This window comes from Krasilnikovia sp. M28-CT-15 (genome assembly GCF_047159595.1).
In the GTDB taxonomy this organism is placed as follows: domain Bacteria; phylum Actinomycetota; class Actinomycetes; order Mycobacteriales; family Micromonosporaceae; genus Actinoplanes.
Window position 1 is genome coordinate 2,933,419 of sequence record NZ_BAAGAK010000001.1, and the last position, 13,640, is coordinate 2,947,058.

General features: G+C 68.9%; 12 protein-coding genes. 4 read left to right on the forward strand and 8 right to left on the reverse strand.

Annotated elements, in window-relative coordinates; all coding sequences use genetic code 11:
• Positions 1-5: 5 nt before the first annotated feature.
• Positions 6-1,208: an epoxide hydrolase family protein gene (locus ACMCNO_RS13760; RefSeq protein ID WP_412749807.1), complete on the forward strand. Its 1,203-nt coding sequence runs from the start codon at positions 6-8 to the stop codon at positions 1,206-1,208.
• A 64-nt stretch (positions 1,209-1,272) separates the two neighbouring features.
• Here ACMCNO_RS13760 and ACMCNO_RS13765 read toward each other — a convergent pair whose 3' ends face one another.
• From ACMCNO_RS13765 to ACMCNO_RS13800, 8 genes are all read right to left on the reverse strand, one after another.
• On the reverse strand, positions 1,273-1,566 hold the full coding sequence (locus ACMCNO_RS13765; RefSeq protein WP_412749808.1) for a hypothetical protein: 294 nt from the start codon (positions 1,564-1,566) through the stop codon (positions 1,273-1,275).
• A gap of 392 nt (positions 1,567-1,958) precedes the next feature.
• A complete protein-coding gene (locus tag ACMCNO_RS13770) occupies positions 1,959-2,426 on the reverse strand; it encodes an SDR family oxidoreductase (protein ID WP_412749809.1) in 468 nt (155 codons plus the stop codon).
• Positions 2,426-2,713: an NAD-dependent epimerase/dehydratase family protein gene (locus ACMCNO_RS13775; RefSeq protein ID WP_412749810.1), complete on the reverse strand. Its 288-nt coding sequence runs from the start codon at positions 2,711-2,713 to the stop codon at positions 2,426-2,428. Before ACMCNO_RS13775 ends, ACMCNO_RS13770 begins: the two co-directional genes overlap by 1 nt.
• A 145-nt stretch (positions 2,714-2,858) precedes the next feature.
• Entirely contained in the window at positions 2,859-3,818 is a 960-nt protein-coding gene (locus ACMCNO_RS13780) for an alpha/beta hydrolase (protein ID WP_412749811.1), read from the reverse strand.
• 448 nt (positions 3,819-4,266) lie between these two features.
• Complete coding sequence (locus ACMCNO_RS13785) at positions 4,267-5,559, reverse strand: phytase (protein WP_412749812.1); 1,293 nt, start codon at positions 5,557-5,559, stop codon at positions 4,267-4,269.
• A 470-nt stretch (positions 5,560-6,029) separates the two neighbouring features.
• A complete protein-coding gene (locus ACMCNO_RS13790; RefSeq protein WP_412749813.1) occupies positions 6,030-7,541 on the reverse strand; it encodes an alkaline phosphatase D family protein in 1,512 nt (503 codons plus the stop codon).
• Positions 7,542-7,734: 193 nt separating this feature from the next.
• Complete coding sequence (locus tag ACMCNO_RS13795; RefSeq protein ID WP_412749814.1) at positions 7,735-8,028, reverse strand: hypothetical protein; 294 nt, start codon at positions 8,026-8,028, stop codon at positions 7,735-7,737.
• A 247-nt stretch (positions 8,029-8,275) separates the two neighbouring features.
• On the reverse strand, positions 8,276-9,916 hold the full coding sequence (locus tag ACMCNO_RS13800) for a glycosyltransferase (RefSeq protein WP_412749815.1): 1,641 nt from the start codon (positions 9,914-9,916) through the stop codon (positions 8,276-8,278).
• Between the two features lie 226 nt (positions 9,917-10,142).
• Here ACMCNO_RS13800 and ACMCNO_RS13805 point away from each other — a divergent pair, with 226 nt between their 5' ends.
• From ACMCNO_RS13805 to ACMCNO_RS13815, 3 genes are all read left to right on the forward strand, one after another.
• The gene (locus ACMCNO_RS13805; RefSeq protein WP_412749816.1) at positions 10,143-10,301 is read left to right on the forward strand and encodes a hypothetical protein; all 159 of its coding nucleotides are present in this window, start codon (positions 10,143-10,145) and stop codon (positions 10,299-10,301) included.
• Between the two features lie 29 nt (positions 10,302-10,330).
• Entirely contained in the window at positions 10,331-11,374 is a 1,044-nt protein-coding gene (locus ACMCNO_RS13810) for a hypothetical protein (RefSeq protein WP_412749817.1), read from the forward strand.
• A gap of 105 nt (positions 11,375-11,479) precedes the next feature.
• Positions 11,480-13,639, forward strand: coding sequence for a hypothetical protein (locus ACMCNO_RS13815; protein ID WP_412749818.1), 2,160 nt, complete (start codon positions 11,480-11,482; stop codon positions 13,637-13,639).
• The last annotated feature ends 1 nt before the right edge of the window (position 13,640 follow it).

The window sequence follows — 13,640 nt, forward strand, 5'->3', positions numbered from 1 at the left end:
GCGACATGACCACTCTCGATCAGCAGGCTGGGAGCGTCATCAGACCGTTCACCGTGCAGATCCCCAAGGATGCGCTCGATGATCTGCGTCGCCGCCTGGCGGCGACGCGCTGGCCGAGCAGGGAGCTAGTCGGCGACCGGTCGCAGGGTGTGCAGCTGGCCACGATGCGGGCGCTGCGCGAGTACTGGGCGACTGAGTACGACGGTCAACGGGTCGAGTCCCGGTTGAACGCGCTGCCGCAGTTCACCACTGAGATCGACGGTGTGGACATCCACTTCGTTCATGTCAAGTCCGAGCATCCGGACGCGCTGCCGCTGATCATGACGCACGGCTGGCCAGGCTCGGTCATCGAGATGCTCGACTCCGTCGGCCCGCTCACCGACCCCACCGCGCATGGCGGCACCGCTGCGGACGCGTTCCACCTCGTGCTGCCGTCATTGCCCGGGTACGGCTTCTCGGGAGAGCCGGCCGAGGTCGGGTGGGATCTCGCCCGGACCGCGCGGGCATGGTCGGAGCTCATGGGCCGGCTCGGTTACGACCGCTTCGTGGCCCAGGGTGGTGACGTCGGCGCCGGCGTTACCGACGCGATGGGACGGCTGGGCCCTGACGGGCTGGCCGGTATCCACACCAACCTGCTCGTGCCGGCGCTCAACGACCCGGCGTCGCTGCCGCACGACACGGACACCGAACGCGCGGCTCTCGCCGCGATCAAGACCTTCCAGACCAGCGGGAACGGTTACTTCGTAGAAATGGCCACCCGACCGCAGACCATCGGGTACGCGCTGCTGGACTCACCGGCCGCTCTCGCTGCCTGGATGATCGACCACGACACCGACGCGTACTACAAGATCGCCCGCGCGTTCGTCGACGGTGAGCCCTCGGGCAACCTCACCCGTGACCACATCCTCGACAACGTCACGACCTACTGGCTGACCGGCACCGGCGCGTCCGCTGCCCGGTCCTACTGGGAGGCCTATGGACCGGACGCGCCGTCCGCGGGCACCCAACCGCTCCCGCCGCCCCGGATTCCGGTCGGTTTCAGCACGTTCCCCGGCGAGATCTGGCGGACGCCGCGCAGCTGGGCCGAGAAGTCCTACCCCACGCTCACCTACTTCGGCGAGGCCGAACGGGGCGGTCACTTCGCCGCGTGGGAGGAGCCGGAGTTGTTCGCGGCGGAACTCCGGGCCGCGTTCCGTCCACTGCGGTGACCGAGCGCCCGGGACGTGGTCGATCTGGTCTGGCCCGGCTGCTGCGGCCTTCCCGTTCGGGCGTCTATGCCGCGATCACGGCCACCGCAGGTGAGCAGCACGTGCTGGGACCGCGGGCCGACACGGCTCCGAAAGTCGCCGCGACCTCGTTTCGCGCCCAGCGCATGCGCGCCGCCGCGGCGTCGGGGTGGTCGCCGAACTCCTGAGCCATCAGCGCGGCGCATCCCCGGCCACGGAACCGGCGGACGGCCGCCGCGATGGCCTCGCGGACCTGGTCAGGGCTGGCGTTGTCGGATGGCTGCAGGGCCGACACGAACAGTGCCTGGGACCGGACCGTGTTGATCGGGTTGTGATTCATGATGAGCCTCCTCCCGCACCGGATGACTCCAGGACATCACGAGGGTGTGACACTTTCGGGTTCCGTGCGTGGCCCCGGGACAGCGCGACGTTGACCGAGTTGCCCGTCGTGATCCCGGCCCGGGAGACCGGTGCCAGTCATTTCTTGCGTCTACGCAACGTCCAGATCCACAGGCTGGTCTGACGTTTGGTCGGGGGTGGCCATGCGATGACCCGCGTCCCGATGTCGAGCTCGACGTAGCGAGTCGGAAGGGTCCGGATCTGGATCTGGATCGACCGGCGATGTCATGGCCGCGGCGGGGTTCATCGTGGTCTGAATCAGGTCGGCGACGGCATGGGGTCACCTCCGTGACCATCCAGGTTGGACCGCGTCGGGCGTCTGACGGTGACGTGCTACCCGCCGACCACCGTCCGGCCGCGCCAGTCGCGGTAGCGGGTCTCGGTGAGGATCGCGTCCCTGCCCGGCACCAGAGTCCCCTCACTGAGCTCGGCTCCGAAGTAGCGGGCGCGGGGATCCGTGACGACCGCACGCCGATCGTGGCGAGCGGCCAGGGCCTCCCGGAGGAATTCGTCCATCCGGAACCGCTCGGGCCCGGCGATCGCAACGTGGCCGTTCGACGGCGACCCGATCGCGACTCGGGCTACCGCCTGGGCGACGTCGTCGCCCGCGATCGGTTGGAACAACACCGGGGCCACCCGGACCGCGCCGCCATCGGTGGCGGCGTCGGCGATGCTGTCCACGAACTCGAAGAACTGGGTCGCGTGCACGATCGAATAGGGGATCGAGGCCTTCTCGATCAGCTGCTCCTGTGCGATCTTCGCCCGGAAGTATCCGCTCTCGGGTAACCGGTCAGTCCCCACTACCGACAGCGCGACGTGGTGGGCGACGCCGGCCACCGTTCGGCGGCGAGCAGATTGCGCGTGGAGGTCTCGAAGAACCTCATCACCGCGATGTCCTCGAAGGACGGCGAGTTGGCCACATCGATCACCACGGACGCGCCGATCAGCGCGTCGGCGAGTCCGTCGCCGGTGAGTGTGTTGACCCCGGTGTCGGGGGATGCTGCCACCATCTCATGGCCCTGCTTCCCGAGTCTCGTCACGAGCTTCGAACCGATCAGGCCGGTGCCGCCGATAACGACGATCTTCATGGAAAACCTTCCCGTTTCGCCGGGCCTCGGTCACACCCCGGTCACTGGTTGAGAGGGGACATGCCTCGGGGCTGTCACGTGGCCGCTTGCCTCGAACAGCGTCGCCCGGTTCCCACAGCTAGGCAGCAACCAACGTGGTGTCGAGTTAGACGGTTCCAAGCCCGACGCGCAGGAAAGCGGTGGCCTGGTCGATGGCAGCTCGCGTGGCGCGGGTCTCGCTCAGCGCATTGAGCAGCATGAAGTCGTGGATCGTGCCGTTGTAGCGGACGGCTGTCACGGGGACCCCTGCCGATCGGAGCTTGGCGGCGTAGGCCTCTCCCTCGTCGCGCAGCACGTCAGCCTCATCGACGCAGATATAGGTGGGCGGCAGTCCGGTGACCTGCGCCATGCTGGCCTGATTCGGCGACGCGGTGATCTCGGCGCGCTGTGCGGGGTCGCTGGTGTAGGCGTCCCAGAACCATTGCATTGCCTTGCGGGTGAGGTAGTAGCCGGTGGCGAACTGCTCGTATGAGCCGGTGTTCATCGCCGCGTCGGTGACCGGGTAGTAGAGCGACTGCTGCACGAAGCTGACATCGCCGCGTTCTTTGGCCATCAGCGCCAGCGCGGTTGCCATGTTGCCGCCCACCGACTCACCGGCCACCGCGATGCGGCTGGCGTCCAGGTCCTTCGATGCCCCGTGGCGGGTGATCCACTGGGCGGTGGCGTAGCCCTGCTCGATCGCGGTCGGATAGCGGGCCTCCGGCGAATTCGGGTACTCCACGAACGCCAGCGCTGCCCGGGCCCCAACGGCGATTTCCCGCACGAGCCGGTCGTGGGTTCGAGCGTTGCCGAGGATCCAGCCTCCACCGTGCATGTACACGATGACCGGCAGCCTGCCCGTCAGGCCCTGCGGTCGTATGACGCGCACCCGGACATCTCCCACCCGGGCGGGAACCGTGATCCATTCTTCGTCGACCGGGAGTGTGCTGACCCGGCCGGACTGCGCGTCTTCCAGAACCTTCCGGGCATCGGCCAGCGTCATGTCGTACAGGAACGGCGGTTTGGAGAACGCATCAGCAACCTGCTGCGCGGCTGGCTCAAGGACGATCGGGCTGGCAGTCGTCATGACGGTGCTCCCCACGCGAAGCTGGATACGGCTTGGGCCGTGAACGCGCGGCGCGCCGACGATGCCCGCCACCGTCACGCACTGGACTTGTCTCCTGTCAACGAGGCGGCTCTGGGCCGGTGGCTGTCCACCGCGCCACGCATCAGCGTTCGTGGCCCTCCTGCATGCCCGACCCTACTCACCCTTCGCGCAGGAGCAACCCCGAGGAGCGACAGTCCGAAGGCGGCTGCATTTCGCCGGGAAGTGGCCCGGGTGAATGGGAGCACCGCCGTCACAAGGCACTGGTCACAATGCACTGGGCGGGACGGCGGGCGACGACGTCGTCGAGGCAGGCGACCGCGTCGAGGCGCGCTGCCGTCCAGCCGATCGACGCGAGGAGCTGAGGTGCCGCCGCCCGATCGCAGCCGGTGGAGAGTACGGCCCTTGCGCCGCACCCTGCCAGGCGCAGTCACCTGCGGTGTGGCGATCCCGTCAGCGAGCGCCAGTCGACGTACTTGAAGTCGGTGCCGGTCCTGCCGAGATCGGGGGTGTCCGCGCCGTCGTGGACGACGAGCAGGCCATGCGGGTATCCGGGCAGCGGCGTGCTCACCACTGCCGCGCCGTCGGAGTGCTGGGCGCCGTCGGCGCCCGGCCCGTCCGTGACGTGGAAGGTCCCGAGCGGCCTGGTGTCGACCCGGTCGAAGACGTGGAACGTGCTGTCCCCCTGGCCGGAGGCGAGCAGGTAGCCGCTGCGGCGGCCGGTCGGGTAGATGGTCAGGCCTTCCACATCGGCGGCGATGCGACCGCCGAAGCCGGGATCCTGGTCGGGATGCGGCGTGCACTCCTCGGTGTCCGGGTCGTAGGTCGCTGGAACGCCGTACTCACGAACGCGCTGCACCAGGCTCGGGGCGCCGTCGAACTCGTCAACGTCGAGCGGGACGCGCCACAGGCCGACGTCCTCCTGGGCGGCGTAAAGGACGCCGGCGGCGGCGTCGATCACCATGCCCTCAACCTGCGGTTGCTCGCCCGGTTCGGCGCAAGGGGTCCAGTTGGCGCCGTTGGGCAGCCGGAACGTCGACGGCAGCCGCAACGAGTCTTCGCGCTCGTAGCTGACCCGGCCGTCCCGGGCAACCAGCTCGAGCAGGCTCACGGTGGTGCGATGGCGGCGGCTGACCACCGCATAGGCGTCGTCGCCGTCGGCAAACGTGGCCAGGCCGTAGGCGGTGTTCTGCTGGTCGACCTCGGCCTCGTCGGCGGAAAAGATTCGCGGCGCGTCGGTGGCGGTCACATCGACCAGCGGCGCCGCGCCGCGCGCGGCGGCGTCCGGGTCGATCCGGTACACGCGTAGCCGATCCCGGCCACGGTCAGTCACCACCGCCAGGTCGACGCGGCGGCCACCGAGCTTGAAGCCGGTGACGAGGTCGACATTGTTGTACCGGCCCGGCTCGGTGTCCGGCCCGGGTGCCGCTGGCGCGGCGATTGCCTGCAGTTGTCGGCCGTGCAGGTCGTAGACGCGCAGGCCGGCGTTCTTGGCGGTGCCGATGACGAGACTGGCCTCGCGGCGGGTCGGATGTACCCAGATCGCCGGGTCGTCAGCGTTGGCGTCGCCGCCGGCGGCGTCGTCGAACAAGGTCGGGGTTTCGAGGACCGGCGGCGCGTCGTGGAAGGACGGTGTGGCGGGCCGCGGGGCGGCGTGCGCGGCGGCCGGGAGAAGCGCGGCGGCCAGTGCCGGAACGAGGAGCGTCGATCGAAGAAGGGACACGGCCGCAACCTACGTGTCGTGGCATCAACGAGCGGCGGCATCGGATCAAATGGTGAGTGAACGCCAGGCCACGGACCGGCACGTTTGGCGATATGCGTGCATTGTGGCCGGGGAGAGTTCCAGCCCGCGGCACCAGGGCCTCGCGTTGATCGGTCGCCCGCCCCCGTCCGGACCTCTCCCAGTCATCCCGAAGGCTACGGTCCACCGGGCCGCCCAAGATCCGTACGGAGGACTCCATGACCATGCCGCGTGGGCCGACGGGTCGCGTGGTCGACCCGCGCTGGCCCCGCCGCACCCGGCCGGGCAGGGCGACCCGTGGCTGGACACCTGGTTGTACACCAGCCCCGATCTTCATCGATGTCCCCTCGCGACCCGCACCGGCGCCACCGGGTCCGGCGCTCGCACTGAGCCGGGCGCCCGGTACGCCGCGCCCGGCCTCGGAGGATCACACGTCCGTGCGGCGGCGGAACTCAGCGTGGCGGGGACAGTGTCGTCGACCAGAGCGACACGCCGTCGCGGTCGCGCAGATCCACCGTCAACGCGCCGGAGCGGCCGTCGATGTTCACCTCGCCGAAGTGCTGGTATCCCTCGGCGGGTGATGTGTTCGCCCGGGGCGGCGCGTGCACGAACACCGCCTGCGGGCCGAACGTGGCGTCCAGTGTGTTCAGCCCGAACGCGCCCGCGTGTGCCGGGCCGGACACGAATTCCCAGAACGGCGTGAAGTCCTGCACGGCGGCGCGCGCCGGGTCGTAGTGGTGCGCGGCCGTGTAGTGCACGTCCGCGGTGAGCAACACGAGGCCCGTCACGCCGTGCTGGTGCGCGGTACGCAGCACGGTGGCGAATTCCGATTCCCTCCCGAGCGGTCCGCCGCCGTCTCCTTGGGCCACCCCCTCCTGGGCGCGCGGACCGTCCGGCACGATCAGGCCCAGCGGCAGGTCGTTGGCGATCACCTTCCACACGGCCCCGGAGGTGAGCAACCCGTCGATCAACCACTGCCGCTGCGCCGATCCGAGCAGCCCACGGTTCGGGTCGGCGTAGACGTTGGCGTCGTTCGGGTCCTTGAACGTGCGCATGTCCAGCACGAAGACGTCCAGCAGCGGCCCGTACGACAGCCTGCGGTTGACCGGTCCGGCCGCCGCCGTGAGCGGCAGCCACTCGTGGTACGCCTGGCGTGCGCGGGCGGCCAGGACGTCGACCCGGCGTTCGGTGTACCGGGCGTCGTCGATGACCTCGCCGGGATACCAGTTGTTCAGGACCTCGTGATCGTCCCACTGGTTCACCTGTGCCACGTCGGCCGCGAACCCGTGGTAGGCGTCGTCCAGCAGGTTGTAGGCGTACTGGCCGCGGAACTCGGCCAGGGTCTCGGCCACCTTCGACTTCTCCGGCGTGACCAGGTTGTGCCAGACCCGCCCGTCGGGCAGCGTCACGGAGGCGGGCAGCGGGCTGTCGGCGTACACGGTGTCGCCGCTGTGCAGCAGGAAGTCCGGACGGCGGGCGCGCATCGACGCGAAGATCTTCATCCCTCCGTACGCGGGATCAATGCCCCAACCTTGACCGGCCACGTCGCCGGTCCACACGAACCGGATGTCCCGCCGGGTCGTCGCGGCGGTGCGGAACCGGCCGGTCAGCGGCTCGCTGCACAGGCCCGGCCGGTCCAGGCTCTCCACCCGGACCCGGTAGTGCACAGGGGCCCCGCTCGGCAGATGAGTCAGGCGCACCTTTCCGGTCAGGTCGGTGTCGGGGGTCAGTACGGGCCCGCGCACGACCCGCGCGCCGCGGAAGTCCGGGCGGTGGCTCACCTGCACCCACATCCGGCCCGGCCGGTCGGCACGGGTCCAGACGACGCCGGAGTCTGCGGTCGCGTCGCCGCTCTGGACTCCGTGGGTGAGCACCGGGCGCCCGCTCGGTTTGACCGCGAACGCCGGCGCCACGAACAGGGCGCCGCCGGCCTTCAGCAGGGTTCGTCGATCGATACTCGTCATGGCATCGGGCCTACCGTCCTAACATGACGGGCAGGCGTTCCCGAGTTGGCCGACGACTGAAGCATCCCGGCCCAATCCGCGGTGCAGGGCGCTTTCCGGCCCAGGGCGAATCGTCCCAGAAGGATGGTGCGCCAACCTGCGCGCTCACAGCATTAGGCTCGGTCCGAGCCGAACGTACGGCGAGGCGGTGTGGTCACATCCACAGCACGCTTTCGTCCTCGTGCTCCCGGACACGGTACGCGATCATGCGGCGCAGAAGGTCTGTCGGCACCTGCCTCAGCCGTACGGAGGCCCGGTCCAGATCCTCCACACCAGGCTCCGGCTTCTCGGCCACGTGCTTGGGCCTCGTCGCCGCTGCCTCGCCGGCTACGTGGTTGTGCATCGCCGGACGGCTCTGATCCACCTGTTCATCGGTCGTGGTCGACTTGATGTTGGTGGAGCGCCGCCCGCCTCGCTGTGCCTTGCCCGACGTCCCCTCGGTGGTCATCTGCCCCACCGCCTCCTCCGAGCCGGTTCTGCTTGCGCTGGGGTGTACCCCGCCGCGCTGGCCTCATGTTCACCGTGTCGTGGTTGGACGGATGCGTACTGTCACCGCCAGCATATGGGGGCAATGTGACATTAATGTGTGTCATTGTCGCTCGTTCGTGCAGACACGCCTTTACCGGCCAGGTCGGCAAGCCGACCGCCGGGGTGACCGCCTCCCACGGAAGGAGCCGGTCACCCCGGATCTGCGCTCAGACCGGCTCCGGAACCCGTGTCCGGCGGGCGCCGGCCTCCTGCTCGGCCGCCTCGTTCGCGGTGGCCAAGCGGGCCAGTTGGTCGCGTTCCTCCGCGACGTTGCGGGCGGGTGGCACCACGGCCGCGGGCAGTTCGATCCGGGCCCTGTCGGGGGAGTCCCGGTTGTGTTTGCGGGCCAAGAGGACGCAGCACACCGCGGGCAGCGCGATCAGCACCACCGGGAGGACGCTGCCGGTCAGGGCGTACGAGATCGCGGCCAGGACGATGCCGAACGTGATCTCGCCGCGGGTCGCCCGGAACGCCTCGCGGACGCTCACCCGGCTGGAGCTTTTCGGTGTCACGAGGAAGACCGACTTGCCGAACGCCGACGTGGTCGAGGTTCGCAGGCTGACGAAGAACATGGAGCCGTACAGCACGACCGAGTTGGCCAGGTAGGACAGCAGTGCCAGCTTCGGCATTCGCCGGAAATGGAAGATGGTGTCGTTCAGCAGCGGGGCGAGCAGGAACGCGATCGTGGGCAGCAACATCCACAGTGGATAGGTGACCGTGTAGCCCAGGGCGGGTAGCGCGATCACGTGGATGACCACATAGAGCGAGAAGAGCGCGGTCAGTGGCAGGCTGTAGGTGAAGAGGAAGATGTCGAGCTTCTCGAACCAGGTCATCCGTGAACCCAGAATGGTGGCGGTGTACCGCTTGATGAACTCCATGTTTCCCTGAGTCCATTTCGAATGCCGCTTTCTGAACGCGTGGTAGCTGACCGGGAATTCTTCTTCGCAGCGGATGTCGGGGGCGAACACCGTGTAATAGCCGGCGTCCCGGGCGGCGATCGAAAAGCAGAGGTCCTCCGCGACCACGCTGGGGAATCCGCCGGCTGCGTGGTAGCAGTCGCGGCTGACCATGGCGCCGTGGCCGAGCAGCGAAAGGAATCCGTACCGGTGCTTGACCGACTGGTAGGCGATCCAATGCGAATCCACCCCGATGGCGAATGTTCGCATGAAGTTGTTGCGGTTGCGGGTGGCGGAGTGGTTCGCTTGGACGATGCCCGCGTTGCCGTAGTGGGCGAAGTAGTCGAGGCTCCGGTCGACGTACTCGCTCGGGATGATCTCGTCGCTGTCCAGGATGACGAAGTAGTCGTACTCGGCGGTGCGCAGGTAGTTGTTGAGGTTGCCGGCCTTGAAGCCGGCCCGGTCCGGCCGCCGGATCACCGTCACGCCATAGCGGGCGGCGAACTCGTCGACCTCGGCGCGCGACTCCGGCTGGTTGGAGTCGTCGAGGATCACGACCTCGTAGTTGTCGTAGTGCTGGGCCATGCTGCGCAGCAGGCTCTCGCCGGAGAAGTCGTTGCAGGTGCAGTAGAGCAGGACGACCTTCGGGGCGGCGCCGCTGCGGTCCCGTTCCGGCACGCCGCCGGGTCGCGGTCGCTGGACCAGGTGGTAGTAGAGGGTGTAGACGACGTCCTTGGTGCCGTTCAGCCAGAAGTAGGTGACGAACAGCGCGCTGGCGATGGTCAGCGCGCCCAGGTACCAGTGCGCCTGGGCGGCGGCCGACACGACGTGTGTCATGGCCGGCGCCGCCGGAATCAGGATGGCCAGCCAGAAGGTGAGAATCAACAGGTAGATGCGAGGCGATTTAGCCACGACTGCCCTCTCCGGAGAATCGATTCTCAGCGGTGAGAATCGGTGTGCTCGTGCAGTGGGGGTGCGGCTCGGCTACATCAGGTCTCCATCCGAAAATTGCGCTTGAAGGGCCTGGGGCAATCGCCATTGACATACCGCCGAGGCGCCGGTCCGCGGCGACATGTGTCGATGCGTGACCGGCCCCCAAGGTATCGAGATCGGAGGCACGGGGCAAACGGAGGGGCGTATGGTCGAAATCACGCAATGTCAGTTGATGTTGCCCGGCCGTTACGGCGTTGTGAAGTGCGAGGTGAGCGCGCTGGAAATAGTGATCCACTTCGCACGAAATGAAATGGAGGCGGTGCCGGTAGCCGCCGTCACGGTTTCAATCCTCCCTGCCGGGTAACGAACCTATTGCGAACGGAAGGGATGGCGGTGAATTCGGCGGCAACGCGGACATTGATCGTTCTGGTGATCCTGCTGGCCGGGGCCGGGCTCGGCGGCGACCGGGCCCGACCGCCTGCGTGCGGGGGGCCGTCGGAGGAGGAACGGTCGGCCGACGGGGACGCGCTGACGCCGTACCCGACGGCGCCGGACCGGGGTTTCCTGCGCGGGGCGACGCTGGATCTGGACGACCCCGGTGGGGGGCCGGCGGCTCTGGGCGACCGGCTGCGGATCATGCGCGACCGGTTCCACATCGACACCGTCGGCGTGTACCGGCTTGCGGCTCCCGACGAACTGCTCGGGGCGCTGGACCGGCTCGGTATGAAGGTTGTGGTCCGGCTCGAGAGCTACGACCCGGACAGCTTCGCCTTCACCACCGCCGACGCGGACCGCTTGGTCGAGCAGTACGCGCCGTTGTTGACCCGGGTCGCCGTGCCTGACCGCCGGGAACGGGTGGCCTACCTCGCCGTCAACATGCCGCTGGATGATCCGCGGGTGCAGGCGCGCCTCGGCGGTGTGAACTCCCCCCTGTCGGTCGCCCGGCAGGCGGAGTATGCCGCGGCGGTGGTGGCCCGGCTGCGGCGGGCTGCCCCCGGCCTGCCGATCTTTCTCGGCGTCTTCTACGGCTGGGATGGCGCGTACCGGCCGCCGTCCTACCGGGCGGCCGGCGCCGACGGCTACTTCCTGACGAGTTACAGCTATCCCGGCGTGACGGTGCCCGACGTGACGGCCGACGACGACACGTTGATCGATGCCGCGGGTCGCCGTGCGGTGATGCGGCGGTTCCGCGAGCAGTACGGCGACGCGCCGGTGGTGGTCGAGTACGGCGTACAGACCGCCGAGCGGCACGGCGACCGGTCCGGACAGACTGCCGGGCTGGTCGCGGACCGGGGCGCGAAGGGCAAAGCGCTGGCGGCGACCACCCGGTTCTACTGCACCGGGTATCCCAGCGTGCGCGGCACGATGTACTTCGGCTTCAACATCTACAAGTCCGAGGGCGAGCCTCCGGCCACCGTGGACTTCGGCCTCAGCTGACTACGTAACAGTCTTGTCACCTTCATGTTAAGCACTTAGAGTGTGAAGACGGTCTATCTAAGCGCTTAGATTCAGCCGGCTCAGCTTCGATCAAGGAGTCGGTCCATGAAGAGGGTGACGTCAGTATTCCTCGTGACAGTCCTGGCCCTCACCGGCTGCGCGGCGGCCATGGCCGCGCCCCCGGCGCCGGACGCCCCCACACTGTCCAGCCCGTACGACCCGGCCCAGTTCACCGACCTCTACACCGACCCCGATGGACCGATCGCCGGGGCGACCTACATCTTCAACCCGACCGTCGACTGGCGCCAGCGGATGGCATACGACCTGGCCCAGCTTCGTCAGATCGGGGTCAACACCGTCGGCCTGTACAACGTCGTGCAGATGACCGACGCCGATCGCGACGCGCTCTTCGCCGAGCTGGAGCGCAACCGGCAGAAGGCCGTGCTCCGGATCGAGTGGTACGACCGCCAGACCTTCGCGTTCCGTGCGGCCGACGCCGACCGGGTGCTCAGCTACTACAACAGCGACGACGCCACCCACGGCTACACGGCCCTGCTGGCATACCTGGTCCGGAAGAACCGGCTGCGCGACGTCGCCTACTTCGCCGTGAACATGCCGGTCGACGACCAGATGGTGAGCAACCACTTCGTCACGAGCCAGTACCCGGACGGGCGCAGCAACCCGCAATGGGCGACCAACCAGCCACCGTACGCGGACCGGCTCCTCGCCGGCCTGCGCGGGGTGGTGGGCGCCGCCGACCTCTACCTGAGCGTCTTCTACGGCTGGGACCAGACCTACCCCACCCCGTCGTACGCGGCAATCGCGCACCCGGCCGACGGGTACTTCCTGAACAACTACTCGTACCCGGTCGGCGCGCCGCCCGACGAGCACGCCACCACCACCGAGCTGCTCAACGTGCCCCGTCTGGGCGGCGCCATGGATAAGATCATCAAGCAGTACGGCGACGCGATCAAGGTGATCGAGTACGGCTTCCACACCCTCGAGTTCAACAACGGCGTCCTCCCCAACCAGACCGCCGGGCTGGTGCAGACCGTAGCGGCCAAACGACGCGCGCTCCTGGAGACCACCGCCTACTATCGCGACCCGGCTTTCCAGGTCCGCGGCACGCTCTACTTCGCCGCGAATCTGTACAAGCCGGAAGGCAACCCGCCGGCCACGATGGACTGGGCGCTCGGCGCTCCGGTCGCCGAGGCCCAGGCCGAGGACACCGGCGTGACCCAGTACTACCGGAACGGAACCGCCGTCCCGGTGGAGCCGGTCCGCGACCCGAGCGCGTGGGGCGGCGCGGCGGTCACGCTGGCGTCGACCGGCGACGCCCTGGCCTTCCACGACTTCGCCGCGGCGTCCGTGGCGCAGCTGCGATACCGGACCGCGCAGGTCACCAAGCTGCTGATGTCGGTCGACGGTGCCGCGCCCCGCATCCTCGCGTTGCCCGCCGCCACCGACTGGAGCACCCTCACCGTCCCCGCCGTGATTCCGTTGCACGGCAGGGTGACGCTCCAGCGCATGGACTCCGGTGGCCCGGTCACCGTCGACTGGCTGGGCGGCAAGCCGGACAACGAGGCGGAACTGACCGCGCACACCGGCGCGACGCCGGTCACCGCGGCGGGCGCGTCCCGCGGCGAGGCCCTGCGGATGCCGCCCGGGCAGCCCGGCACGCTGACGATCGATCCGGCGCGCGGCGGCACCCGGGTCCAGATCCGGTACGCCGCCACGATCGCGACGACCGTCGTGCTCGATACCGGCGCCGTCACGACCACGGTCCCCCTGCCCGCGACGGCCGGACAGTTCGCCACCCGTACGGTCGAGACCGTGGTCCCCGGCGGATCGCCGCTCGTGCTGAGCCGGTCCGTCGCGGACGGCGAACTCATCCTGGACTACCTGCGGATCGACGGGCGGTACGAGGCCGAGTCGTCGGGCGGGCTCTACAACGGCGCCCACGCGGTCGTCTCGGCGGCGGCGTCCGAGGGGGCGCTCGCCACGTCGTTCGACGTCGTGGGCGCCTCGGTGGTCTTCTCCGGCGTCCGGGCCGGCAGCAGGCTGACGTTGCGCTACACCGCCGACCGCGCCGCCAGCATGACGGTGATCCTCAACGACGTGAACCGCCGCCTGAACTTCCCGGCGAGCCCGGGCGGAACCGCCACGCTGGCGATGTCGATCCCGGCGAACGCCACGATCATCGTGCAGCGCAACGCCGACAACGCCGCGCTCGGCCTGTCCATCGACTGGATGTCGATTTCCTGAC